The sequence below is a fragment of the Roseovarius sp. MBR-6 genome, from assembly GCF_040547525.1.
Classification (GTDB): Bacteria; Pseudomonadota; Alphaproteobacteria; order Rhodobacterales; family Rhodobacteraceae; genus Roseovarius.
Map to the genome: position 1 here is coordinate 38,497 of NZ_JBEPPW010000012.1, position 24,288 is coordinate 62,784.

Genomic DNA, 24,288 nt, shown 5'->3' on the forward strand with positions numbered 1-24,288 from the left:
GCCCCGGACGGCCCTCAAAAGCCACCCGATCACGGGATTTAACCCATAAAGGATTCGAAGCACCCGCGCAAGGCGGACGCTAGATCATGGTGCGGGCACAAGAGTGCCCGCAAAAAGTTGTGGTCAGTCTGCGCGCGGCGCAAGTGGTGCGGTATCGCCCGCAGGCGGCGGCAGAAGCGAATCCACATCCGGCAGTCCCGGTGCCACCGGCGCGGCGGGCGCGGGTGCCGTGGTGTCGCCAAGCCGGTCGAGCACCGATATGCCTGCCGCGTTCTGCGCTGCGATGATGGTGAGTGTGATCGAGGTCACGATGAAGGCCGCGGCAAGGATCCATGTGATCTTGCCAAGCGCCGTGGCGGCTGCACGGCCCGTGATCGCGCCGCCGCCGCCTCCGCCCATGCCGAGCCCACCCCCCTCGGAGCGCTGCATCAGCACCACGACGATCAAGCCGAAGGCGAGCAGCAGATGAATGGTCAGGACGACATTTTCCATGGGGGCAGGGCCTCTGCTTTACCGGAGTGTTGCGCGCTATCTAGGCAATTCCGCGCGGGGCCGCAAGGCGAGAGACGGGGAAGGGGACAGACGCGCCCGGACGTGTGCAGGCCCGGTGACCCGGAAGCACCATTCCGCCGAAGGGTTGGACGGCAGGCCGCGCCATCGCGCCTTGTTTTCAATGGTTCATACCGGCTTCGACGCGGTTTGTCGCTGCATCTGGGGGCGCGAAATCCCCTCTACCCAAAACCTTGGGGCCGTCCTATAGTGCGTGTGGAGAACCGGGCGTCAGACCCATGGTCCAAGAGGCAGAGATGAAAGAGGGGGACGGCACATGCGCTGCCCGTTTTGCGGAAATATCGACACGCAGGTCAAGGATTCCCGACCGGCAGAAGAGCATGTCTCGATCCGGCGGCGGCGCTTCTGCCCCGCCTGTGGCGGACGGTTTACCACCTATGAGCGCGTGCAGTTGCGCGATTTGGTGGTGGTGAAATCGAACGGGCGCCGCGAGGAGTTTGACCGCGACAAGCTTGAGCGGTCCGTGCGCATCGCGCTTCAGAAACGCCCCATCGACCCCGAGCGCATCGAACAGATGATTTCCGGCATCGTGCGCAGGCTCGAAAGCATGGGCGACACCGATATCCCCTCCAAGGTGATCGGCGAGATCGTGATGGAGACGCTCGCACGGATCGACACGGTGGCCTATGTCCGCTTTGCCAGCGTCTACAAGAATTTCCAGGAAGCCGACGATTTCGACCGCTTCGTGAGCGAGCTGCGCCCCGAAGAGGGCGCGCCCGCCCAAGATTGAGCGCGTGACCGGGGCCGATCGCCGCTTCATGGCGCTTGCCCTGTCGCTGGGGCGGCGCGGGATGGGACAATGCGCGCCCAACCCGGCCGTGGGCTGTGTGATCGTGCAGGGAAACCGGATCGTCGGGCGCGGCAGCACCGCGCCGGGCGGGCGTCCTCATGCCGAGCCGCAGGCGCTGGCGCAGGCCGGGGGGCTGGCGCGCGGGGCCACAGCCTATGTCACGCTCGAGCCCTGCGCCCATCACGGACAAACGCCGCCCTGTGCCGAGGCGCTGATCGCCGCGGGGGTGGCGCGGGTCGTGGCCCCCTTCGACGATACCGATCCGCGCGTTTCGGGGCGTGGCTTTGCCATGCTGCGCGCGGCGGGTATCGCCGTGACCACGGGTATTCTGGCCGATGAGGCCGCGCGCGACCATGCGGGGTTTCTCATTCGCAACGAGGTGGGCCGCCCCTTTGTCACGCTGAAACTGGCGACAAGTTTTGACGGGCGCATCGCCACCGCCTCGGGCCACAGCCAGTGGATCACCGGACCGCAGGCGCGGCGCGCGGTCCATGCCATGCGCGCGCGCCACGACGCGGTGATGGTGGGCGCGGGCACGGCGCGCGCCGACGATCCGATGCTGACCGCGCGCGGCATGGGCGTGACGCGCCAGCCGGTGCGCGTGGTGGTCTCGCGCCGACTTGATATTCCGCTGATGTCGCAGCTTGCCCGCAGCGCGCGCGAGGTGCCGCTCTGGCTCTGTCACGGGGCCGAGGTGGACGACGCGCTGGCCCTGGCGTGGCGCGGCATTGGCGCGCGGCTCCTGCCCTGCGACGTGGTGGCGGGGCAGGTCGATCCGGCCTCGCTCTTGCAGGCCCTGGGCGCGGCGGGGCTGACGCGGGTGTTCTGCGAAGGCGGTGGGGCGCTGGCCGCCTCGCTGCTCGCGGCGGGGCTGGTGGATGAGCTGGTGGGCTTTACCGCGGGCCTTGCCATCGGGGCCGAGGGCTTGCCGGGGATCGGCGCGTTGGGTCTTGCGCGGCTTGACGAGGCCCCGCGCTTTGCGTTGATCGAGGCGCGCGCCATCGGGGGCGACGTTCTGCACCGCTGGGCGCGCGCCTGAGCTTCGGGCTTGCCCTTGGTGCGGCTGCCGCCTAACAAGACCGCCATGAAGCTGCTTTTTCTTGGTGATGTGATGGGGCGCGCGGGGCGCGCGGCGGTGGCCGAACGGCTGCCGAAACTGCGCGCGGCGTGGAAACTCGATTTCGTGGTGGTCAATGGCGAAAACGCGTCGGGCGGGATGGGCCTGACGGCGGCCCATGCCAAGGGTCTGTTCGAGGCCGGGGCCGATGTGGTGACGCTGGGCGATCACGCCTTTGACCAGAAGGACATGCTGCAAGAGGCCGAGCGCGAGCCGCGCATCATCCGCCCGCTCAACTTTGCCAAGGTGGCGCCGGGGCGCGGGCACCGTGTCTTTACCGACGGACGCGGGCGGCGGGTGCTGGTGGCGCAGGTGCTGGGCAATGTGTTCATGCGCCGCGCCTATGACGATCCGTTCTCGGCCATCGACACGGTGCTGCGCACGCACCCCCTGGGCGGCGCGGTGCAGGCGGCAGTGGTCGATGTGCATTGCGAGGCGACCAGTGAAAAGATGGCCATGGGCCATTTCTGCGACGGGCGCGCGAGCCTGGTTGTGGGCACCCATACCCATATCCCCACGGCGGACGCGCAGATCCTGCCCGGCGGCACCGCGTTTCAGGGGGATGCGGGCATGTGCGGCGATTACAACTCGGTCATCGGCATGGACCGCACCGAGCCGATGCGCCGCTTCGTGACCGGCATGGGCAAGGAACGGTTCACGCCCGCCATGGGGGCGGTCACGCTGTCGGGCGTCTATGTCGAGACCGACGATGCGACGGGCCGCGCCACGCGCATCGAGATGGTGCGGCAGGGCGGGCGTCTGGTGCAGGCAGGCCCCGGTGACTGAGGCTGCCACCTGAGCCGTTGCCCCGCGCGCAGCAAGCGGCTAAAAGGCCCGGAAATCGCAAGCATCCCACAAGAGGACATTATGGCCGGCCATTCAAAATGGGCGAATATCCAGCATCGCAAGGGGCGGCAGGACGCCGTTCGCGCCAAGCTTTTCTCCAAGTTCTCCAAGGAGATCACCGTCGCGGCCAAGATGGGCGACCCGGACCCCGACAAGAACCCGCGCCTGCGCCTTGCGATCAAGGAGGCCAAGGCGCAATCCATGCCCAAGGACAATATCGAACGCGCCATCAAGAAGGCGCAGGGCGGCGATGCGGAGGATTACGAGGAAATCCGCTATGAGGGCTATGGACCGAACGGCGTGGCGGTGATCGTCGAGGCGATGACCGACAACCGCAACCGCACCGCGTCCAACGTGCGCTCGACCTTCTCCAAGAATGGCGGCAACCTGGGCGAGACCGGCAGCGTCGGCTTCATGTTCGAGCGCAAGGGCGAGATCACCTATCCCGCCGATGCGGGCGATGCCGACACGGTGATGATGGCCGCGATCGAGGCGGGGGCCGAGGATGTGGAAAGCGGCGAGGACGGCCATGTGATCTGGTGCGGCGATACCGATCTGGGCGAGGTCGCGGCGGCGCTTGAATCCACGCTTGGCGAGAGCGCATCCACCAAGCTGGTCTGGCGACCCACCACGACGACGGAGATGGACCTCGAGGGCATGCAGAAGCTCATGAAGCTCATCGAGGCGCTGGAGGATGATGACGACGTGCAGCGCGTCACCACCAATTTCGAGGCCTCCGACGAGACCATGGCGTTGCTCTGAGCGGCAGGCGCGGGATTTCGAGTATTTTCGGAACGATGAAACGCCGGGTCTGTTTTCGGACCGCGCGCCGGGCTATGCTCGGGGCAACGAGACCGGAGACCGGCATATGGGCAGTTCCTTTCTGAAATGGCTGGTGGCGGGGCTGTGGCTTTGGGGCGCGCCCATGGTGGCGGCGCAGGAGTTCAGCGCGCTGGCGCGGCTCGATCTTGCCGCAAGCGGGATCGACGACCACGGGCGCGGGGTGGAGCTGCGGCTGTCGCTCACGCAGGGGGTGCCGTGGCGGGTGCTGACGCTGGAGGCCCCCGAACGGCTGGTGCTCGATTTCCGCGAGGTGGACTGGCAGGGGGCCGAGGGGGCACTGGCCGTTGCCACGGACCGGGTGCGGGGCTTGCGCATGGGGCAGATAAGGCCGGGCTGGTCGCGCATGGTGATCGATCTGGCGGGGCCGCATGTGTTCGAGGGGGCCGGGCTCGAGGTGGACGGACAGAGCGGCGCGGCGATGCTCCGGGTGCGTCTGGGGGCCGAGGACGCGGCGCGCTTCTCGGCCACGGCGGGCGTGCCCGAGGGGCCGGGATGGGAGGCGGCAACGCCACCTGCGGCGGTGCTCGCCCCCCTGCGCGACCCTGACGCACCCCTTCGGGTGATGATTGATCCGGGCCATGGCGGCATCGATCCGGGTGCCGAGGTGGACGGGCTTCAGGAAAAGCACCTGATGCTGATGCTGGCGCGCGAATTGCGCGAGGCGCTCTTGCGCGCGGGCGGCTTCGAGGTCTGGCTCACCCGCGAGGGGGATGAATTTGTCAGCCTCGAGGGCCGCGTGGCGTTGGCGCATCGGGTGGGGGCGGACGTGTTCCTGTCGCTCCATGCCGATGCGCTCTCGGATGCGCGCGCGCGGGGGGCGTCGGTCTATACGCTAGCCGACAGCGCCTCTGACGCGGCAAGTGCGGCCCTGGCCGAGCGTCACGACCGCGCCGATATTCTTGCCGGTGTTGATCTGAGCGGCACCGACGATGTGGTGGCGGGTGTGCTGATGGATCTGGCCCGGCAGGAGACGCAACCGCGCGCCGAGGAGCTTGCCGGCACGCTGATAGAGACCTTCCGCGCCGGGGCCATCCCGCTTTTGTCGCGGCCCATGCGGCATGCGGGGTTTTCCGTGCTCAAGGCGCCGGATATCCCGTCGGTGCTGATCGAGACCGGGTTTCTGTCCAACGAGCGCGACCGCCGCCACCTGAGCGATCCCGCCTGGCGTGCCGATCTGGTGGCGGCGCTGCGCGCGGCGCTGGAGACCTGGGCGCGCGAGGATCGCGTGCGCGCCGGTCTGGTGCGGCAATGAGGCGGAAACCGGCCTGCCGCGATCACGTTTGTGTTTTGACGGCTGCGCCACGGGCCCTTATATCGGGCGCAGCGTCGATGAGGAGAGTGCCGTGCTGCGCCCTGTGATTAGCCTTCTGGGCAGCCTGTTCAGCCTGATCACCCTTGTCGTGGTCATCATCGGGCTGTCGATCGGTGCGGTGCTGCATATCTATGGCAAGGACCTGCCGAGCCATGAGAGCCTTGCCAATTACACGCCCCCCACGATCAGCCGGATCTATTCCGCCGAAGGGCGCATCATCGACGAGTTCGCCCGCGAGCGGCGGCTGTTTACCCCGGCCGAGGACATTCCCGATCTGGTGAAACAGGCCTTCATCAGCGCCGAGGACAAGAATTTCTATACCCATCATGGCTATGATGCCATGGGCATCGCCTCGGCGATCTATGACGCGGTGAAATCGCGCGGGCAGAACGTGCGCGGGGCATCGACGATCACGCAGCAGGTGATGAAGAATTTTCTGCTGTCGGGCGACCGGCAGATGGAACGCAAGATCAAGGAGATCATCCTTGCCACGCGGATCGAGGAGACGCTGAGCAAGGAGCAGATCCTCGAGCTCTATCTCAACGAGATTTTTCTCGGGCAGAACAGCTATGGTGTGACCGCTGCCGCGCAGACCTATTTCAACAAGTCCTTGCGCGCGCTGGCCCCGCATGAGGCGGCGACGATTGCGGCGATGCCCAAGGCACCGAGCGATTATCATCCGGTGCGCGAGCGCGAGCGCCTGCTTGACCGGCGCAATTTCGTGCTGCGCGAGATGTGGGAAAACGGCTATCTGACCGAAGCCGGGTATCGCGCCGAGCGCGAGATGCCGCTGCGGTCGGTGCAGAACGGTGATTTCACGCCGTTCAGCGCCGAACTTCCGCCCCGCGACTATTTCACCGACGAGATCCGCCGGCAGTTGAGCGAGATCTACGGCGAGGGCGAATTCTTTACCGGCGGGCTGACGGTGCGCGCCACCATCGACCCCGAGATGCAGGCCCATGCCGCGCGTGCCCTGCGCCGTCAGCTCGAGGCCTATGATCGCGGGCAGGGGCGCTGGCGTGGCACCGGTGAGAGCCTGCCCGAGGAGGTGCTTGGGTCCGAGGCCGACTGGCAGGCGGCGCTCTCGGCCCTGCGCGTGCCGCGCGACATCGAGCTTGACGGGCTGTGGTTTCCTGCCGTGGTTCTGGAAACCGGCGATCAGGCCATGCGCATCGGCATCGAGGGGATCGACGGCGTGCAGGAGGTGCCGCGCAGCGATATCCGCTGGCTGCCGGGCGATTTCCGCGCGACCTTTGCCCGTGGCGAGGTGGTGCATGTGCGCGCGGTCACGAAGGACGGCGCCTTCGAGAACTGGAGCCTGCGGCAGGTGCCCGAGGTGCAGGGCGCCTTCATGGCGATGGACGTCAACACGGGCCGCGTGATTTCGATGCAGGGCGGGTTTTCCTACCAGCATTCGGTGTTCAATCGCGCGACGCAGGCGATGCGCCAGCCGGGATCGAGCTTCAAGCCCTTCGTCTATGCCGCCGCCCTCGACAGCGGCTATTCGCCCGCCACCATCGTCATCGACGCGCCCATCGAGATCAACACGCCGCAGGGCCTGTGGCGGCCGCGCAATTCGTCGAACAAGTTCTACGGGCCCACGCCGCTGCGCACCGGGATCGAGCAATCGCGCAACCTCATGACCATCCGCCTTGCGCAGGAGGTGGGGATGGATCTTGTCGGGCGCTATGCCGAACGCTTTGGCGTCTATCAGAACATGGGGCAGTTTCTGGCCAATTCGCTGGGGTCCGAGGAAACCACGCTCTACAACATGGTGGCGGCCTATGCGATGTTCGCCAATGGCGGCGAGCGCGTGCGCCCCAGCCTTGTCGACCGGGTGCAGGACCGCCATGGGCGCACCGTCTACCGGCAGGACACGCGCGACTGTGTCGATTGCCGCGATCCGGGCATCGCGCGCGACCGTGGTCCCCGGATCGTCTCGGACCGCGAGCGGGTGATGAACGCGATCACCGCCTATCAGCTTACCTCGATGATGACCGGCGTGGTGGAGCGCGGCACCGCCAAAGGTGCCATCAACTTGCCGGTGCCCGTTGCGGGCAAGACCGGCACCACCAATGACGCGCGCGACGTGTGGTTCGTGGGCTTTACCAGCAATATCGCCGCTGGCTGCTATATCGGCCATGACCAGCCGCGCGGTCTTGGCCGGTCGGCCTATGGCTCCTCTCTCTGCGCGCCGGTGTTTCAGGAATTCATGCAAGAAGCGGTGCAGAAATACGGCGGCGGCCCGTTCGAGATCCCGCCGGGCGGGCATTTCATCAAGATCGACCGGTTCACCGGCGCGCGGCTACCCGATGACGCCACCGGCGATTACGTGGTGGCCGAGTATTTCCGCGACGGGGAAGAGCCGTTCTTTGGCGTGGCCTATGACGGTGGCTTTGCCATGGGCCGCGATCTTGACCTTTTCGCGCGTGGCGAGGGCGAGCAGGTGCGCGAGGTGACCACCTCGACCGGCCAGAAGGCGACGGTAGGGGGCCGCGCGAGTTTCGGCTCGATGAGTTCGGGCGGGCTCTACTAGCGGTCCCTTGTCCATATCCCGGCGCTGCGGTATCAGGCGGCTCTGATCAGCCGAGGACAAGACCGACCATGCGCGCCGAAACCCAGACCCTCGTTTCCGAGATCGAAAAATCGCTGGAACTTCTGCGCCAGCGGCTGGGATGGGAGACCGCGCGCCACCGGCTCGAGGAATTCAACGCGCGGGTGGAGGACCCAACGCTCTGGGACGACCCCGAGCGCGCCCAGACGCTGATGCGCGAGCGTCAGGCGCTGGTCGATGCGCTGGACACGCATGACCGGATCAAGCAGGAGCTTGACGACCATCTCGGCCTGATCGAGTTGGGCGAGATGGAGGGGGACACCGAGGTCGTGACCGAGGCCGAGGCGGCGCTCAAATCGCTTGCCAAGGTGGCCGCCGCCAAGGAGCTGGAGGCGCTTCTGGATGGCGAGGCCGATGCCAACGACACCTTCCTCGAGATCAACGCGGGTGCCGGCGGCACCGAGAGCTGTGACTGGGCGTCGATGCTGGCGCGCATGTATGTCCGATGGGCCGAGAAACGCGGCTACACGGTCGAGTTGCAATCGGAATCACCGGGCGAGGAAACCGGAATCAAGTCCGCCGCCTACAAGATTTCCGGTCATAACGCCTATGGCTGGCTCAAGTCCGAATCGGGCGTTCACCGTCTCGTGCGGATTTCGCCCTTTGATTCGGCAGCCAAAAGGCACACTTCGTTCTCCTCGGTCTGGGTCTACCCGGTGGTTGACGACAATATCGAGATCGAGATCAACCCCTCGGATATCCGCATCGACACCTACCGGTCCTCGGGCGCGGGGGGGCAGCACGTCAACACCACCGACTCGGCGGTGCGGATCACCCATATTCCCACCGGGGTTGTCACCACCTCCAGCCAGAAATCGCAGCACCAGAACCGCGATATCGCCATGAAGGCGCTGAAATCGCGGCTCTACCAGATGGAGCTTGACCGCCGCAACGCCGCCATCAACGAGGCCCATGACGCCAAGGGCGATGCGGGTTGGGGCAACCAGATCCGGTCTTACGTGTTGCAGCCCTACCAGATGGTCAAGGACCTGCGCACCGGGCACGAGACCTCCGATACCAAGGGTGTGCTCGATGGCGACCTCGATCCGTTCATGGCCGCCACGCTGGCGCAGAACGTGTCCGGCAAGAGCCGCGCCGAGGCCCAGTCGGACGAATAGCGCCCGCGCGATTTGCGCATGCGGGGTGGATTGGTCCTTTCATCGGGCGCGACGAATGTCTAGATAAAGGCAATCAAGGGTCCGGGGCGGCACGGCCCCGAGCAAGGGAGAGAAGAGATGCTCAACAATATCGGCCTTCCCGGCATTCTGCTGATCGCCGTGGTGGTGCTGGTCCTTTTCGGGCGTGGCAAGATCTCGGCCCTCATGGGCGAGGTCGGCAAGGGGATCACCTCGTTCAAGAAGGGCATCGCCGAGGGCAACAAGGAGCTTGAGGATACCAGCGAAACCGCCCAAGAGGCGCGCGACGTGACACCCGCGCAAGAAAAAGACAAGGTCTGAACCCTGAATGTTCGACCTTGGCTGGACCGAGCTTCTGGTCATCGGGATCGTGGCGCTGATCGTCGTCGGCCCCAAGGACCTGCCCGGCATGTTCCGGGCCGTCGGCCGGTTTGTCGGCAAGGCCAAGGGCATGGCGCGTGAATTCAGCCGCGCGATGAATGACGCCGCCGACCAGTCCGGCGTGGGCGACATCCAGAAATCGTTCAAGGCCGCGTCGAACCCGATGAAGACGGCGATGAACGAACTCAAGAAGACCACCGAGGACGTGACCCGCGACCTTGAAAAGACGGCGCGACCGCCGCTTGATCCCGAGGTTCAGGCGCGGGCGGACGCGACCCGCGAGAAGGCCGAGGAACTGGCCGCCGAGCGTCGCGCCGCCGAGGCAGCCGCCGCCCCGGCAAGCGCCGACAAGGGCACCGGGGACAAGGCATGAGCGTGCCCGAGGACGACATAGACGAGTCCAGCGCCCCGCTGATCGAGCACCTGGCGGAATTGCGCACGCGGCTGATCCGATCGGTCATGGCCTTTGTCGTCGGTATCGTTCTGGCCTTCACCGTGGCCGAGCCGATCCTGCAATTCCTGCTTGGCCCGATCGAGGCCACGTTGCGCGAAATGGGCGACCCGTCGCCGACGATGCAGTATACCAGCCCGCAGGAATACCTGTTCACGCTGTTTCGCATCTCGATGGTGTTCGGCTTTGCGCTGGCCTTCCCGGTGATCGGCTTCCAGATGTGGCGGTTCGTGGCACCCGGCCTCTATAAGCAGGAAAAGAACGCGTTCCTGCCCTTCATGATCGCCTCGCCGGTGATGTTCCTGTTGGGCGCGTCGTTTGCGCATTTCGTGGTGACACCGCTGGCGATGGCGTTTTTCCTTGGCTTTGCCGATGTGCCCTCGATCATCGCCGACCTGATGGGCGGGCTTGTTGACTCTGACGCGGTGCCAGCGGTCCCCGACGCCCCGGCGGCCAGCGACGGCATTCGCATCACCTTTTTCGGCAAGGTCAACGAGAGCCTCGATATAACGCTGAAATTCATCGTGGCCTTCGGTCTGTGCTTTCAACTGCCCGTTCTCCTTACGCTCATGGGCAAGGCCGGGCTGGTCAGCGCGGTTGGTCTCAAATCGGTGCGCAAATACGCGGTGGTGGGCATCCTCGTGCTGGCCGCTCTGGTGACGCCGCCCGATGTCATCACCCAGCTGATCCTTTTCGTGGTGGTCTATGGCCTCTACGAGGTCTCGATCCAGCTTGTCGCGCGTGTCGAGAAGAAGCGTGAAAAGGAGTTGCGCGCGCAGGGGCTGTGGTTCGATGACGAGGACGAAAGCGACCCTTCTGACGAGATCAAGAGCTAGGCCATGGACCCGATTGACCGTATCGCCGCCGCGCTGGAGCGGATGAGCCCCGCGCCGCTGACAGCGCCCGATTTCGACGGGGCGGAGGCGTTCGTCTGGCACGTCTCCCCCGACCGGCTGGAGCCGGTGCGCGAGGTCAGCCGCGTCGATATGGGCCTTCTCGTGGGCATCGACCGCGCGCGCGACACGCTCCTGGCCAATACCCGCCAGTTCGCGCGCGGCCTGCCCGCCAACAACGCGCTTCTGTGGGGCGCGCGGGGCATGGGAAAATCGAGCCTCGTGAAGGCCGTGCACGCCGCCGTTCTGGCCGAGGGCCTGCCGCTCAAGATCGTGGAGTTGCAGCGCGAGGATCTGCCTTCGGTGGGCCGCCTGCTGAACCTGTTGCGCGGCGCGCAGGCACGCTTCCTGCTGTTTTGCGACGACCTGTCGTTCAGCCATGACGACCAGCATTACAAATCATTGAAGGCCGTGCTCGATGGCGGGATCGAGGGGCGGCCCGATAATGTGGTGTTCTACGCGACCTCCAACCGCCGCCACCTCATGCCCCGCGACATGATCGAGAATGAGCGCTCCTCGGCGATCAGCCCCTCCGAGGCGGTCGAGGAAAAGGTCTCGCTCTCGGACCGGTTCGGGCTCTGGCTCGGCTTTCATCCCTGTGATCAGGACGAATACCTGTCCATGATCCGGGGCTATTGCGCGGCTTACGGGGTCGGGATCGACGACGCGGCCTTGCGCGCCGAGGCGATCGAATGGCAGGCCACGCGCGGCGCGCGTTCGGGCCGCGTGGCGTGGCAGTTCTTCACCGATCTGGCGGGGCGGCACGGGGTCCGCGTCTGAGCCTGGTCACCGTGCCGATCACCAGCACGGTGAGCAGGATGCGGTAAATGTGGTGCAGCGTGACAAAGGCCGGGTTGGCCGAGAGGCTGAGCGCGACCAGCGCCATTTCCGTGACACCCCCCGGTGCCAGGCTGATCACCAGCACATCGACCGGCTCTCCCGTCACGGCGTGCAGTCCAACGGCAAGTGCTACACCCACCGCCAGCATCCCCGCGACCGACACGACGGCCAGCCCCGCCCCGCGCAGCATCAGCCCCCGGTTCAGCCCGGTGAACCGCATCCCCAGAGCGGTGCCAAGGATCACCTGCGCCAGATTGACCAGCCATTGCGGAATCTCGAACCCCAGCAAGCCCGAGAGTGACAGCGCCGCCGCCACCGCCATCGGTCCGGTCATCTGCCCCGCCGGCAGGCGCAGCACCCGGCCCAAAGCCAACCCGCCCAGACATGCCAGCATGATCAGCGGCAGGTCCGACCACGGCACCTCTGCGCGCGCAAGGCTCATGCCCGCAGCACTTCCCACCGGCGCACCCAGCCAGAGCGAAAGGCCAAAGGGCAAAAGCGTCACCACCGCGATGATGCGCAGGAATTGCTGCATCATCAGCCGCGTGACATCCGCCCCCGCCGCCGTGCCCATCTCGATGCTTTCATAGAGGCCGCCGGGGGTGCTGGCGTAAAACGCCGTCACCCTGTCATAGCCCCCCAACCAGCGGAAGACCCCGTAGCCGAGGCCATGGGCCAGCCCCACAAAGAGCGTCACCGCCCCCAGCGTCAGCGCATAATTGTGGGCTTCGGAAAACAGGGCGGGCGTGACCTGCGCGCCGATCATCAGCCCGATGATGGCGATGAACGCGAGCCGCACAGGCTCGGGAAAGCGATAGCCGTCCGGCAGCCGCTCGGGCAGCACGGTGGCAATGAGCGCCGAGACGACAAGCGGCCCGATGAGGAAGGGCAGGGGAAAGCCTGCCGCCTGCGCCCCGACCCCGGAAAGGCCCGCAATCGCCAGAAGCAGGAGGGTGGTCACAAGCGTCGGCATGACCCTCTTGAAGCACCGCGCGCGGGCGGGGGCAAGAGGCGCTCAGACAAAGCCGATATGCGTGTCGAACGGCATTTCGCGCAGCCGTTTCCCGGTCGCGGCAAAGATCGCATTGGCGAGCGCCGGCGCGGCGGGGGGCACGGGCGGTTCGCCCACCCCACGGATCCGCTCGCCGTTTTCCAGCCCGCGCACGGTGATCTCGGGGCACTGATAGAGGCGCATGGCGCGGAAGGTGTCAAAATTCGTCTGTTCGGTCACGCCGTTCTCATAGGTGATTGCGCCATGCATCGCGTGCCCCAGACCAAAGACCACGCCGCCCTTCACCAGCCCGTCGAAATTCACCGGATCGAGCACGCGCCCGACCTCGGCGGCCACATGGACGTGGTCGAGGCGGATGCCCTCCCCGGTCGCGCTCACCGCCACCACCATCGCGCAGGGCACCCCGAACGACAGGCAGAGCGCCACGCCGCGCCCGCGCCCCGCCGTCATGGGCGCGCCCCAGTCCGACATTTCGGCCACCGCCTCCAGCACCTTGCGCGAGGGCGCGTGATCGCAGAGCCGCAAGCGCTCTTCCAGCGGGTCGGCCCCGGCGGCGTGGATCACCTCGTCCAGCAGGCTCTCGTGGAAAAATCCGTTGGTTGAGGCCCCCACCGAGCGCCACGAGGAAATCGGGGCCAGTTCCGGCGCGCGATAGCCCGTCACCCGGTAATGCGGTATGGCATAGGGCTGATCCCAGGCCCCCGCCACGATCTGAAGATCGGGGCCGGGGGCGGGGATGTTCTGCCGCCCCATCTGCGAGGCGATGACCGAGGGCATGGCGATGCCCAGATCGAGCGCCTCGACCCGTCCCCCGGCCACGCGGCCCCGCCCGCGCGCCATGGCGATCTGACGGGGAAAGTCATGGCCCATGTCCTCTTCGCGCGAATAGGTCAGCTTCACCGGACGCCCCGGCACGGCCATGGCGATGCGCGCGGCATGGCGCACCGCCTCATCCTCCAGCCGGTGCCCGAAGCTGCCGCCGATCATCTGCGCGTGGACATGCACCGCCTCGGGCCCAAGGCCGGTGATCGCGGCCACGTTGGTCTGGACAAAACGCGGCACCTGCGTGCCCGTCCAGACATCGACACGCCCGGGCGTATGGAGCACCGTGGCATTGAGCGGCTCGAGCGGCGCATGGGCCAGATAGGGCGCGCGGTATTCGGCCTCGACATCCGTTGATACGGCCAGCGCGGCCGCCACATCGCCGGCATCGCGGAATTGGCTGTCTTGTCGCGCGCTGTCAAAGCTGTCCGAGAGCGCCTGCCAATGCCCCGCCATGCCGGGCGGAAACGGGGTGGGGCCATGATCGAGCGTGATCGCCTGCGCCCCCTGCATCGCGTGCCATGTGCTCGTGGCGACGACGGCCACGCCAGCGGGGAGCGCGACAATCTTTTCAACCCCGCGCATCGCCTCGGCGCGGGTCGCGTCATAGCCCCGCAACGCCGCGCCCTGCGGGGCCAGCCTCACAGCGGCATAGAGCATGTCGGGCCGCGTCACGTCGATGCCATAACCTTGCGTTCCGGTGGATTTCGCCACGATATCAATGCGCTGCATCGGCTTCGTCAGCAGCCGCCAATCGGCCGGGTCGCGCAGCGTGACCTCGGTCACCGGCTCGGTCCGCGCCGCCTCGGTGGCCAGGCTCCGGTAGCTGAGCCGCGTGCCATCCGGCAGGATCACCGCGCCGCGTTCGGTCGTGAGGCTTGCCACCTCGACCCCGTGAAGGCGCGCCGCCGCCGCCTTCAGCGTCTCGCGCGCCACCGCGCCTGCGCGGCGCAGTTTCTCATAGCCATCCGGCACGGTGGTCGATCCGCCGGTGATCTGCATCCCCAGAAACTTCATCGGGGCGGCCATCGCGCCGCGCGCCGCCTCGGCCAGCCAGCCCTCGTCGGTCGCGCGGAACGGCACCGCCTCGGACGAGAGCGCCGTGTTCCAATAGGCGCGGTCCGGCGGGCCGGGATCTATCATGATCTGGTCAAGGTCGACATCCAGTTCCTCGGCGATGAGCGCGGCCTGCACCGAGGTGGCCCCTTGCCCCTTGTCGGCGCGCGGCGTGATCAGTGTGATCGCTTCGGCGGTGATGATCACATAAGGCGTGAGCGCCGCCGCCCCCTCCGGCAGGTCGCGCAGGAGCGGGTTCGCATAGGGCGTCCTGAACCGCCAGACGCCAAAGGCCACGCCGCCCGCGATGGCCGCTGATCCGATGAGAAATGCCCGCCGGGCGATGGTTTTCGCGCGCCCCATCTCAGGCCCCCTTCATCGCGCGCGCAGCGGCCCGGACGGCCTCACGGATGCGCGGATAGGTGCCGCACCGGCACAGGTTGCCCGACATGGCGTCGTCGATCTCGGCATCCGAAGGCTCTGCCACCTCGGCCAGAAGGCTCGCCGCCTGCATGATCTGCCCTGACTGGCAATAGCCGCATTGCGCCACCTGGCGCTCGATCCAGGCCGCCTGCACCGGGTGCGGGGCCGCTGGCGTGCCCAGCCCCTCGATGGTGGTGACCGGTCCCCAGACATCGCCAAGCGCCACCTGACAGGACCGCGTGGCGACCCCGTCCACATGCACGGTGCAGGCCCCGCATTGCGCGATCCCGCAGCCGTATTTCGTGCCTGCCAGGCCCAGCACATCGCGCAGCACCCACAGAAGCGGCATGTCGGGATCAAGCCCTTCGGTGGGAAAATCGGCCCCGTTCACGGTCAGCGGCATGGCGGCTCCTTCCTGTTCTGTGGCGGAAGATAAACCGTTCGGTTCAGGTGTAAAGCGGGATTTTCGGCGTGGCCGGGCGCTGGCACAGACTGGCCGACCTGATGGGTGCCAGCGAAGATGATGTGCCGGCCTGTATCGGGCGCCGCCCGTTCTTGCCTCAGACTGTCCACCGGTCAGTCTGCCGCCTTTGGCCTTGATGCCGCGCCGGGAGCAGCAACCGAAAGTCCGCTTCAGGTCAAAAGCCGCCCGGGCCGCGATCCCCTTGCGGGCCGCGTCACCCCCACCCCACATCCCCCAGAAAGATATAGCCCGCGCCGTAGATCGTCTTGATCAGGCGCGGGTTCTTGGGGTCTTCGCGCAGCTTGGTGCGCAGCCGCGAGATGCGCACGTCCATGGCCCGGTCAAAGCTCTCGCCCGCCGCGCCGCCAAGCGCCTCCTGCATGGCCTGCCGGGATATAAGCCGCTTGGGCCGTTCCAGAAACAGCCGCAGCACCTCGCCCTCGGCATGGGAAAAGGGTGTCTCGGTGCCGCTGTCATCCTCCAGCACATAGCGGTCGAAATGCGCCACCCAGCCGTTGAAGCGCGCCACCTCGCCGGTCTGGGTGCTGGGCGTGCCCCGACGCAGGCGGGCGCGGATGCGGGCGACCACCTCGGCGGGATCAAACGGCTTGATGATGTAGTCATCCGCCCCAAGCTCAAGCCCCGTGACCCGGTCCTGCACCTGCGCTCTTCCTGAAATGATGATCACCGTCGCCCCCTGTTCGAGCGCGAGGCGATGCACGAGGCCGAGCCCGTCGCGGTCGGGCAGCGACAGGTCCACGAGACAGACATCGGGCGTTGTGGTCCGCAGCGCGGCCTCGAACTCGGTCGCGCGGCCAAAGGCCATGGTGCGAAACCCCGCCTCGTTCAGCGCGTCGGCCAGCATGGTGCGAATGGCCGGTTCGTCGTCCAGAATGGTCACCAGCGGGGCGGTTGCGGCGGGCGTGGTCATGGGCGGTCTCCGGCAGTGAGGGCGGCGTCAAGCTGTGCTGCGGTGAAGGGTTTGCGCAGCACCGGCGCGGCTGCGGCAGCGGCCCGGTAAAGCGGGTCGTCGGGCGGCAGCGAGGTCATGAGCACCAGCGCGCAGGCGGCGGGGCGCGGCAGGGTGGCAAGGTCGATCCCGGTGCGCGCGCCCTCCAGCACCACATCCGAGAGCACGGCGGAAATTTCGGGCAGGTCCGCCAGAAGTTCGGCGGCCTCCTCGACGCTCGCCGCCTCGATGACGCTATGGCCCGCGCTGCGCAGCATGTCGCGCAGGGTGGAGCGCAGGTCGGGGCTGTCCTCGACCAGCAGCACCAGACCGGGCGGGCGCGCGTCCCCCGCAGGCCGCAGGGGCAGGCGCAGCACCACCTGCCCGCCCTCACTTGTGTTGCCGAGCACGATCCGCCCGCCCGCGAGCTTGGTCATATCATAGACCATCGACAGGCCAAGGCCCGATCCCTCGCCGCCCTTGGTGGTGAAGAACGGATCAAGCGCATGGTCGAGCGCCTCTTCCGAGAAGCCGGGCCCGGTATCGCGCACGATGAATTCCAGCCATGTCCCCTGAAGCGGGCGCACCGAGAGCGTGATCCGGCCCGTGGGTGCGCAGGCGTCGCGGGCGTTGAGGATGAGGTTGAGCAGCGAATCCTGCAACATCCCCGCATCGAGCAGGTAGCGCCCGCCCGTCTCGGCCTCGACCCTGAGCGCGACACCCGAGGGCAGAGCCGAGCGCGCAAGGGTTTCGAGATCGGCCAGAAAGGCGGCAAGGTCGGTGGGCACCGGTTCGTGCTCGCGCGGGCCGGTCATGTCGGCGATACGGTTGAGCAAGCCCCCGCCGCGCCGCGCCGCCGCGATGGTGGCGTCGATCAGCGCGCGCGCCTCGGCGGCAGGCCCCATGCGGGCAAGGCGCGACTGCATCCCCAGAATGATCGTCAGCAGGTTGGAGAAATCATGCGCCAATCCGCTGGTCAGTTGCGCCGCCATCTCGCGCCGCCGCGTCTGTTGCAGCGCGGCGCGGGTCTGGCTTTCCTCGGTGATGTCCATCGACAGGATATAGACGCCGCCGCTGGTGGGGTCGGGCGTCAGCGCCACCCGGATACGGCGCGAGCTTGGCTCATGGGTGAATTCAAAGACCGAGGCCTGCCCGGCATAGGCGCGGTCAAGTTCGGGGTCGAGGACCGCCCATGTCTGTGGCCCCAGAACCTCTGCCGCGTGCACGCCGATCAGATCGGCGCGCGATCCGGGCATGATCGCGGTCAGCCGCCGGTTGGAATAGGTATAGCGGCGGTCCGGCCCGATATGGGCGATATGGGCGGGCATCATCTCGGCGGTGAGGCGCGTGCGCGCCTCGGCCTCGGTGATCTGGCGCTTGGCCTCTTCGAGGGCGGTGATGGTGGCCTGCAACTCGCGGTTGGCGGTGGCCAGGTCCTCGGAATAGGTCAGGATCTGGTCCGACAACTCCTCGGAGCGGGCGCGCAACAGCGCCTCCTGGCGTTTGGCGGGCGTGATGTCGGTATAGACGGTGACCCAGCCGCCCTGCGGCAGGGGCGTGCCCTCGACGGAAATGGTGCGGCCATTGGCGCGGGTGCGCTCCATGTAATGCGGCTCAAACGCGCGGGATATTTCGACGCGGCTGGCCACGAAGCCCTCCACGTCGCCCACGTCGCCATAATCGCCGCGCGTGGCGAGATACCGGATGGTGTCGGCGAAATCGGCCCCCGGCGTTACCAGCGCATCGGGCAGGGCGAATATCTCCTGAAAGCGCCTGTTGCACACGGCCAGCCGCAACTCGCGGTCATAGATGGTCAGGGCCTGCTGAATGAGGTTCAGCCCGGCCATGGTCATGGCGTCGCGGTCGGCGTGGTTGGCGCTCATCTCCATCTCCTCCGCCTTCTTCGCTAGCACCGCCCCCTTGGCACGCAAAGACCCTATCGCGGCCTGTTACAATTCGTAAGTTTTGCGACATGTTCAGGAAAAAGTTGACCGCCAACCATAAACGCGCACCCTTGAGGCAATGAGAATCGCGCCTTGGGTGCGGCCCGTCGGAGGGGACGGGCGAAAGGGAGGAATGGGATTTGGCACAACCGTCACAACCGACGGAGGGGATGGACTCCATCCCGGCACTTCTGCAACGCAACGCCACGCGCTTTGCGAACCGCGCCGCCTACCGCGAAAAGGAATACGGCATCTGGCAAAGCTGGACCTGGGCCGAGGCGGAAAAGGAAATCGAGGCGCTGGCGCTGGGCCTGATCAATCTGGGCGTGAACGAGGGCGATTTCATCGCCATCATTGGCCGCAACCGGCCCTATTTCTACTGGTCGATGGTCGCCGCGCAATCGGTGGGGGCGATCCCCGTGCCGCTCTATCAGGACGCCGCCGCCCCCGAGATGGAATACGTGATGGAGCATTGCGGCGCGCGCTTTGCCATCGTGCAGGATCAGGAGCAGGTCGACAAGCTCATCGAGGTGCAGGAACGGCTGCATCAGCTTGAGCATATCATCTATGTCGATCCCCGCGGCCTGCGCAAATACGACCACCACAAGCTGCACCGTTTCATCGACATTCAGGAGCAGGGCCGCGCGGCCTATTACGAATGGATCGAGGATCTGAAGGCGCGGCGCGAACGGCTGACCTATGACAGCGTCTGCGTCATGCTCTACACCTCCGGCACCACCGGCAAGCCCAAGGGCGTGGTGCTGAGCAATCGCAACATCATCGAGGCGTCGCGGTCATCCTCCGAGTTCGATCATCTCACCAAGGACGAGGAGGTGCTGGCCTACCTGCCGATGGCTTGGGTGGGCGATTTCATATTTTCCATCGGGCAGGCCTATTGGTGCGGCTTCTGCGTCAACTGCCCCGAAAGCCCCGAGACGATGCAGCTTGACCTGCGCGAGATCGGGCCCACGTATTTCTTCGCCCCGCCGCGCGTCTTCGAGACGCAACTGACCAATGTCATGATCCGGATGGAGGATGCGGGCCGCGTCAAGAAATGGCTGTTTCATCACTTCATGGCGCATGCGCGCCGCGTCGGCCCCGCGATCCTTGATGGCAAGCCCGTCGGGGCGATGGACCGGCTCAAATACCGGCTCGGGTCGCTTTTCGTCTACGGCCCGCTCAAGGATACGCTGGGTCTTGGCCGGGTGCGGGTGGGCTATACCGCCGGTGAGGCGATCGGGCCGGAGATTTTCGATTTCTACCGCTCGCTCGGCATCAATCTCAAACAGCTTTACGGCCAGACCGAGGCCAGCGTGTTTATCACCCTGCAACCCGATGGCGAGGTGCGTTCCGACACCGTGGGCGTGCCCGCGCCGGGCGTGGAAATCCGCATCAGCGACACGGGCGAGGTGTTCTATCGCAGCCCCGGCACCTTTGAATATTACTACAAGAACCCCGACAGCACCGCCTCGACCAAGGATGCCGAGGGCTGGGTCGCCACCGGCGATGCGGGTTTCTTCGAGGAAGGATCAGGCCACCTTCGGATCATCGACCGCGCCAAGGATGTGGGCAAGATGGCCGATGGCCGCCTGTTCGCGCCGAAATACGTGGAGAACAAGCTCAAGTTCTATCCCAATATCCTCGAGGCCGTGGTGTTCGGCAACGGGCGCGACAAATGCACCGCCTTCATCAATATCGACCTGACGGCCGTGGGCAACTGGGCCGAGCGCAACAATATCGGCTATGCCTCCTATCAGGAACTGGCGGGCCACCCTCAGGTGCTGGAGACGATCCGCGGCCATGTCGAGGAGGTCAACCGCAGCCTTGCCGATGATCCGATGCTGTCGCACAGCCAGGTGCATCGCTTCCTCGTGCTGCACAAGGAACTGGATGCCGATGACGGCGAGATGACGCGCACCCGCAAGGTGCGGCGCAACGTGATTTCCGACAAGTTCGGCGATCTGGTGACCGCGCTTTACGATGGCTCCGACGAGATATTCACCACCACCGAAGTCACCTACGAGGATGGCCGCAAGGGCGCGATTTCGGCGACGCTGAAGATCGTGGAGGCGCAGGTGGTTCAGATCCAAGAGCAGAAGGTGGCGGCGGAATGAACGACATGAGCGCAGAGACGACCCTCACCGCCGATGGCCGCAAGATCGGCGGTGTGGTGATGGAGATGAAGAACATCACCCTGCGTTTCGGCGGCGTGGTGGCGATCAAGGATATCTCGTTTGACATCCGCGAGGGCGAGATCCGCGCCATCATCGGCCCCAATGGGGCGGGCAAATCCTCGATGCTCAATGTCATCAGCGGGTTCTACAACCCGCAGGAGGGCGAGGTCTGGTACAAGGGCCAGAAGCGCCCGCCGATGAAGCCCTATCAGGTGGCGCAGCAGGGCATCGCGCGCACCTTCCAGAACATCGCGCTTTTCGAGGGCATGAGCGTGCTGGACAACGTCATGACGGGCCGCATCCGGCAGATGAAGACCGGGCTTCTGGCGCAGGCGATCTGGAAGGGCCGCGCGGAGCGCGAAGAGGTCGAGAACCGCGCGGCGGTGGAAAAGATCATCGATTTTCTGGAAATACAGCATATCCGCAAGACCCCCGTGGCGCGGCTGCCCTACGGTCTTAAAAAGCGGGTGGAACTGGCGCGCGCGCTGGCGGCCGAGCCGTCGATCCTGCTTCTGGATGAGCCGATGGCGGGCATGAACGTCGAGGAGAAAGAGGACATGAGCCGCTTCATCCTCGATGTGAACGACGAATTCGGCACCACGATTGCCCTCATCGAGCATGACATGGGCGTGGTGATGGACCTCTCCGACCGCGTCGTTGTGATGGATTACGGCAAGAAGATCGGCGATGGCACCCCCGACGAGGTGCGCAGCAATCAGGCGGTGATCGACGCCTATCTCGGGGTGGCGCATGATTGATTGCGCGGCGCGACATCACCCCGGACGCGCTCCGGGGTCTCTGGCCCTCGGCGCGGCGCTTTTGATGACGCTGCCTGCCATGGCGCAGGCCGGGGCCTGGGCGGATTTCGAGACGCGGTGCGTCTCGGCGCTCGAAAACCTGACGCCGCCGGTGGTGGCGGGGCTGGGGCAGGGCGCGCGCGAGGGGGATGTGACGCGCTACGCGCTGGCGGAGGGCCGCGTGCTGATCGTGGACCGCGCACCGGGTGACGGCATTTTGTCCTGTGCCGTGCGCGACCCGGACGGGGTGCCGGTGGTCGGTTTCGACGACTGGATCGCGGGCGCGGTGCACGAGGGGCGCTATGTGCCGGTGGCCGAGGGACGCTGGCACAGCAACCACTGGATCGAGCCGATTCTGGAAATTCAGAAAGACAGCGGCACGGACGGCCTCACGCTGCGGATCGTGGAGACCGGCCTTGAAGCCTGAGACAGCGCAAGAGACCGCAACGAACAGGGAGACAACCCATGCCTGACAGCGTGATTTTCGGAATGGAGGTCTTTCTCAACGGCCTCATGGCGGGGGTGCTTTATGCGCTCGTGGCCCTCGGCTTCGTGCTGATCTACAAGGCGTCGGGGATCTTCAACTACGCCCAGGGGGTGATGGCGCTTTTCGCCGCGATGACGCTGGTCGGGATCATGGAGGGGCAGGTGCCCTTCAGCCACCTCATCAACGCGGTTCTGGGCACCGAGGTGCATCATTTCGGCTGGCATGTGCCGGGGCTTCTGGCCATCGCGCTCACCGTGGTGGTGATGATCGCGCTGGCCTGGGTCGTCAACAAGCTGATCTTTCGCCACCTTGTCGGGCAGGAACCGATCATCCTTTTCATGGCCACCATCGGCCTTGCCTATTTCCTCGAAGGTTTCGGCGACGTGATGTGGGGGGCCGATATCAAGAAGCTGGACGTGGGCCTGCCGCAAGGCATGAACAGCGCGATTGACGAAGTGACCTTCGGGATCTTCGGCTACGGCTTCTTCATCGACAATCTCGACATCGTGGCCACCGTGGTGGCGGCGCTGCTGGTGGCGGCGCTGGTGATGTTCGCGCAATATTCCAAGCATGGCCGCGCCATGCGCGCGGTGGCCGATGACCATCAGGCCGCGCTCTCGGTCGGCATCTCGCTCAACTTCATCTGGGTCATGGTGTGGTCGCTGGCGGGCTTTGTCGCGCTGGTCGCGGGCATCATGTGGGGCACCAAGATGGGGGTGCAATTCTCGCTCTCGCTCATTGCGCTCAAGGCGCTGCCGGTTCTCATGCTGGGCGGCTTCACCTCGATCCCCGGCGCCATCGTCGGCGGGCTGATCATCGGGGTGGGTGAAAAGATGTTCGAGTTTGCCATCGGCCCGCTTGTGGGCGGCGCGACCGAGAACTGGTTCGCCTATATGCTGGCGCTCATTTTCCTCGTGTTCCGGCCTCAGGGCCTGTTCGGCGAAAAAATCATCGAGCGGGTGTGAGAGCGATGAAAAAACTCATTGCCATTGCCAATGTCGTCGCCTGGGGGGGCTTCTGGGCCTTTGGCTATCTTGCCCTGACGACCGCGCCAGAGCAGTCGGGCCGGATGGTCACGGCGGCGGTTCTTGCCGCCATCGGTGGCGGGACGGGGATGCTCGCCTTTCTGTGGCTGGTGCGCCATGCCGAAGCGACAGGTTATGCGCGACGGCCCAACCGGGCCGTCAAGCGCCACGACGATGAAATTCATGGGGAGGTGATCTGATGTTTTACCGTGAGGCGGGGGATTTCAAGACCTCCTATGTGGACGACAACCAGACCTTCCCGATCAAGTTCGACCGCTACCGCTATTACGTGGTGCTGATCGCGGCCTTTGCCGTGGTGCCGCTTGTCATCAATGACTACTGGGTGAACGCGGTCTTTCTGCCGTTCCTGATCTATGCCATTGCCGCGATCGGCCTCAATATCCTCGTGGGCTATTGCGGGCAGGTCAGCCTTGGCACCGGCGGGTTCATGGCCGTGGGGGCCTATGCCTGCTACAAGCTGATGACAGGCTTTCCCGATATCAATATCTTCTTTCACATCATCCTCGCGGGCGGGATCACATCGGCGGTCTGCGTGCTCTTCGGCCTGCCGTCCTTGCGGATCAAGGGGTTCTACCTGGCAGTGGCGACCCTGGCCGCGCAGTTCTTTCTTGTCTGGCTCTTCAACCGGGTGGGCTGGTTCTACAACTACTCGGCCTCGGGCCAGATCAACGCCCCCGAGCGCACGGTGTTCGGCGTGGCCGTGACCGGCGCGCAAACGGCGCCCTGGGCGGCCTATCTCTTCTGCCTCGTCTTTACCGTCGCCTGCGCCATCCTTGCGCGCAACCTGACGCGCGGCATGGCGGGCCGCAAATGGATGGCCATTCGCGACATGGACATCGCCGCCGAGATCATCGGGGTGAACCCGCTGAAGGCCAAGCTCACGGCCTTTGCCGTCTCGGGGTTTTTCGTGGGCATCTCGGGGGCGCTGTTCTTTTCGGTCTATCTGGGGGCGGTCGAGGTCGGCGAGGCGTTCGGGATCAACAAATCCTTCCTCGTGCTCTTCATGGTGATCATCGGCGGGCTTGGCTCGATCTTCGGCAGCTTCGCGGGCGCGGCGTTCCTTGTGCTCTTGCCGGTGCTTCTGAAGAACGTGCTGGTGGGCGGGCTTGGCTGGCCCACCGATCTGGCGGCGCATCTGGAATTCATGATCGTGGGCGCGCTGATCGTGATCTTCCTGATCGCCGAGCCGCACGGGCTGGCGCAGCTTTGGCGCGTGGCCAAGGAGAAACTGAGACTTTGGCCCTTCCCGCATTGAGGGGTCTGAGAGGTGTGGCGGGGGGAACCCCGCCCTACGATGACATCGGATAAAACCAAGGGAGGATC

At 65.9% G+C, this 24,288-nt stretch carries 23 protein-coding genes; 17 read left to right on the forward strand and 6 right to left on the reverse strand.

From position 1 onward, the window contains the following. Nucleotides 1–123: 123 nt before the first annotated feature. Nucleotides 124–492, reverse strand: coding sequence for a preprotein translocase subunit SecG (gene secG / locus ABIE57_RS14315; RefSeq protein ID WP_354539713.1), 369 nt, complete (start codon nt 490–492; stop codon nt 124–126). A 334-nt stretch (nt 493–826) separates the two neighbouring features. Here secG and nrdR point away from each other — a divergent pair, with 334 nt between their 5' ends. The 11 genes from nrdR to ABIE57_RS14370 all read left to right on the forward strand — a co-directional run bounded on the left by nrdR (nt 827) and on the right by ABIE57_RS14370 (nt 11,733). Next, nucleotides 827–1,300: a transcriptional regulator NrdR gene (gene nrdR / locus ABIE57_RS14320; protein ID WP_354539714.1), complete on the forward strand. Its 474-nt coding sequence runs from the start codon at nt 827–829 to the stop codon at nt 1,298–1,300. 28 nt (nt 1,301–1,328) lie between these two features. Further along, complete coding sequence (gene ribD, locus ABIE57_RS14325) at nt 1,329–2,399, forward strand: bifunctional diaminohydroxyphosphoribosylaminopyrimidine deaminase/5-amino-6-(5-phosphoribosylamino)uracil reductase RibD (protein ID WP_354539787.1); 1,071 nt, start codon at nt 1,329–1,331, stop codon at nt 2,397–2,399. A gap of 45 nt (nt 2,400–2,444) precedes the next feature. Next, nucleotides 2,445–3,263 (forward strand): TIGR00282 family metallophosphoesterase, encoded by an 819-nt coding sequence (locus tag ABIE57_RS14330; protein WP_354539715.1) that lies wholly within the window; start codon nt 2,445–2,447, stop codon nt 3,261–3,263. An 81-nt stretch (nt 3,264–3,344) separates the two neighbouring features. After that, the gene (locus ABIE57_RS14335; protein WP_354539716.1) at nt 3,345–4,085 is read left to right on the forward strand and encodes a YebC/PmpR family DNA-binding transcriptional regulator; all 741 of its coding nucleotides are present in this window, start codon (nt 3,345–3,347) and stop codon (nt 4,083–4,085) included. A gap of 106 nt (nt 4,086–4,191) precedes the next feature. Next, nucleotides 4,192–5,418 (forward strand): N-acetylmuramoyl-L-alanine amidase, encoded by a 1,227-nt coding sequence (locus ABIE57_RS14340; protein ID WP_354539717.1) that lies wholly within the window; start codon nt 4,192–4,194, stop codon nt 5,416–5,418. 91 nt (nt 5,419–5,509) lie between these two features. Further along, on the forward strand, nt 5,510–8,014 hold the full coding sequence (locus ABIE57_RS14345; RefSeq protein WP_354539718.1) for a penicillin-binding protein 1A: 2,505 nt from the start codon (nt 5,510–5,512) through the stop codon (nt 8,012–8,014). Nucleotides 8,015–8,082: 68 nt separating this feature from the next. After that, entirely contained in the window at nt 8,083–9,210 is a 1,128-nt protein-coding gene (gene prfB, locus ABIE57_RS14350) for a peptide chain release factor 2 (protein WP_354539719.1), read from the forward strand. A 117-nt stretch (nt 9,211–9,327) separates the two neighbouring features. After that, entirely contained in the window at nt 9,328–9,549 is a 222-nt protein-coding gene (locus ABIE57_RS14355) for a twin-arginine translocase TatA/TatE family subunit (protein WP_354539720.1), read from the forward strand. Nucleotides 9,550–9,556: 7 nt separating this feature from the next. Continuing rightward, nucleotides 9,557–9,982, forward strand: a complete 426-nt coding sequence (gene tatB, locus ABIE57_RS14360) for a Sec-independent protein translocase protein TatB (RefSeq protein WP_354539721.1) — start codon at nt 9,557–9,559, stop codon at nt 9,980–9,982. Then, entirely contained in the window at nt 9,979–10,896 is a 918-nt protein-coding gene (gene tatC, locus ABIE57_RS14365; RefSeq protein ID WP_354539722.1) for a twin-arginine translocase subunit TatC, read from the forward strand. Before tatB ends, tatC begins: the two co-directional genes overlap by 4 nt. 3 nt (nt 10,897–10,899) lie before the next feature. After that, nucleotides 10,900–11,733 (forward strand): ATP-binding protein, encoded by an 834-nt coding sequence (locus tag ABIE57_RS14370; RefSeq protein WP_354539723.1) that lies wholly within the window; start codon nt 10,900–10,902, stop codon nt 11,731–11,733. Here ABIE57_RS14370 and ABIE57_RS14375 read toward each other — a convergent pair. From ABIE57_RS14375 to ABIE57_RS14395, 5 genes are all read right to left on the reverse strand, one after another. After that, nucleotides 11,696–12,766, reverse strand: coding sequence for an AbrB family transcriptional regulator (locus ABIE57_RS14375; protein WP_354539724.1), 1,071 nt, complete (start codon nt 12,764–12,766; stop codon nt 11,696–11,698). The two genes, ABIE57_RS14370 and ABIE57_RS14375, sit on opposite strands and share 38 nt — an antisense overlap. A gap of 42 nt (nt 12,767–12,808) precedes the next feature. Further along, nucleotides 12,809–15,046, reverse strand: a complete 2,238-nt coding sequence (locus ABIE57_RS14380) for a xanthine dehydrogenase family protein molybdopterin-binding subunit (RefSeq protein WP_354539725.1) — start codon at nt 15,044–15,046, stop codon at nt 12,809–12,811. Between the two features lies 1 nt (nt 15,047). Further along, entirely contained in the window at nt 15,048–15,509 is a 462-nt protein-coding gene (locus ABIE57_RS14385; protein ID WP_354539726.1) for a (2Fe-2S)-binding protein, read from the reverse strand. Nucleotides 15,510–15,783: 274 nt separating this feature from the next. Then, nucleotides 15,784–16,500, reverse strand: a complete 717-nt coding sequence (locus ABIE57_RS14390) for a response regulator transcription factor (protein WP_354539727.1) — start codon at nt 16,498–16,500, stop codon at nt 15,784–15,786. Continuing rightward, nucleotides 16,497–18,401 carry a hybrid sensor histidine kinase/response regulator gene (locus ABIE57_RS14395; protein WP_354539728.1) on the reverse strand — a complete coding sequence of 635 codons (1,905 nt, stop codon included), beginning with the start codon at nt 18,399–18,401 and terminating at the stop codon, nt 16,497–16,499. Before ABIE57_RS14395 ends, ABIE57_RS14390 begins: the two co-directional genes overlap by 4 nt. 230 nt (nt 18,402–18,631) lie before the next feature. Between ABIE57_RS14395 and ABIE57_RS14400 the strand changes: the two genes are divergently transcribed. From ABIE57_RS14400 to ABIE57_RS14425, 6 genes are all read left to right on the forward strand, one after another. Beyond that, on the forward strand, nt 18,632–20,575 hold the full coding sequence (locus ABIE57_RS14400) for an AMP-binding protein (protein ID WP_354539729.1): 1,944 nt from the start codon (nt 18,632–18,634) through the stop codon (nt 20,573–20,575). Further along, the gene (locus tag ABIE57_RS14405) at nt 20,572–21,393 is read left to right on the forward strand and encodes an ABC transporter ATP-binding protein (RefSeq protein WP_354539730.1); all 822 of its coding nucleotides are present in this window, start codon (nt 20,572–20,574) and stop codon (nt 21,391–21,393) included. Before ABIE57_RS14400 ends, ABIE57_RS14405 begins: the two co-directional genes overlap by 4 nt. 64 nt (nt 21,394–21,457) lie before the next feature. After that, complete coding sequence (locus ABIE57_RS14410; protein ID WP_354539731.1) at nt 21,458–21,859, forward strand: hypothetical protein; 402 nt, start codon at nt 21,458–21,460, stop codon at nt 21,857–21,859. 38 nt (nt 21,860–21,897) lie between these two features. Then, a complete protein-coding gene (locus tag ABIE57_RS14415; protein ID WP_354539732.1) occupies nt 21,898–22,884 on the forward strand; it encodes a branched-chain amino acid ABC transporter permease in 987 nt (328 codons plus the stop codon). A gap of 5 nt (nt 22,885–22,889) precedes the next feature. After that, nucleotides 22,890–23,144 carry a hypothetical protein gene (locus ABIE57_RS14420; RefSeq protein WP_354539733.1) on the forward strand — a complete coding sequence of 85 codons (255 nt, stop codon included), beginning with the start codon at nt 22,890–22,892 and terminating at the stop codon, nt 23,142–23,144. Beyond that, nucleotides 23,144–24,220, forward strand: a complete 1,077-nt coding sequence (locus ABIE57_RS14425) for a branched-chain amino acid ABC transporter permease (RefSeq protein ID WP_354539734.1) — start codon at nt 23,144–23,146, stop codon at nt 24,218–24,220. Before ABIE57_RS14420 ends, ABIE57_RS14425 begins: the two co-directional genes overlap by 1 nt. Nucleotides 24,221–24,288: the final 68 nt, after the last annotated feature.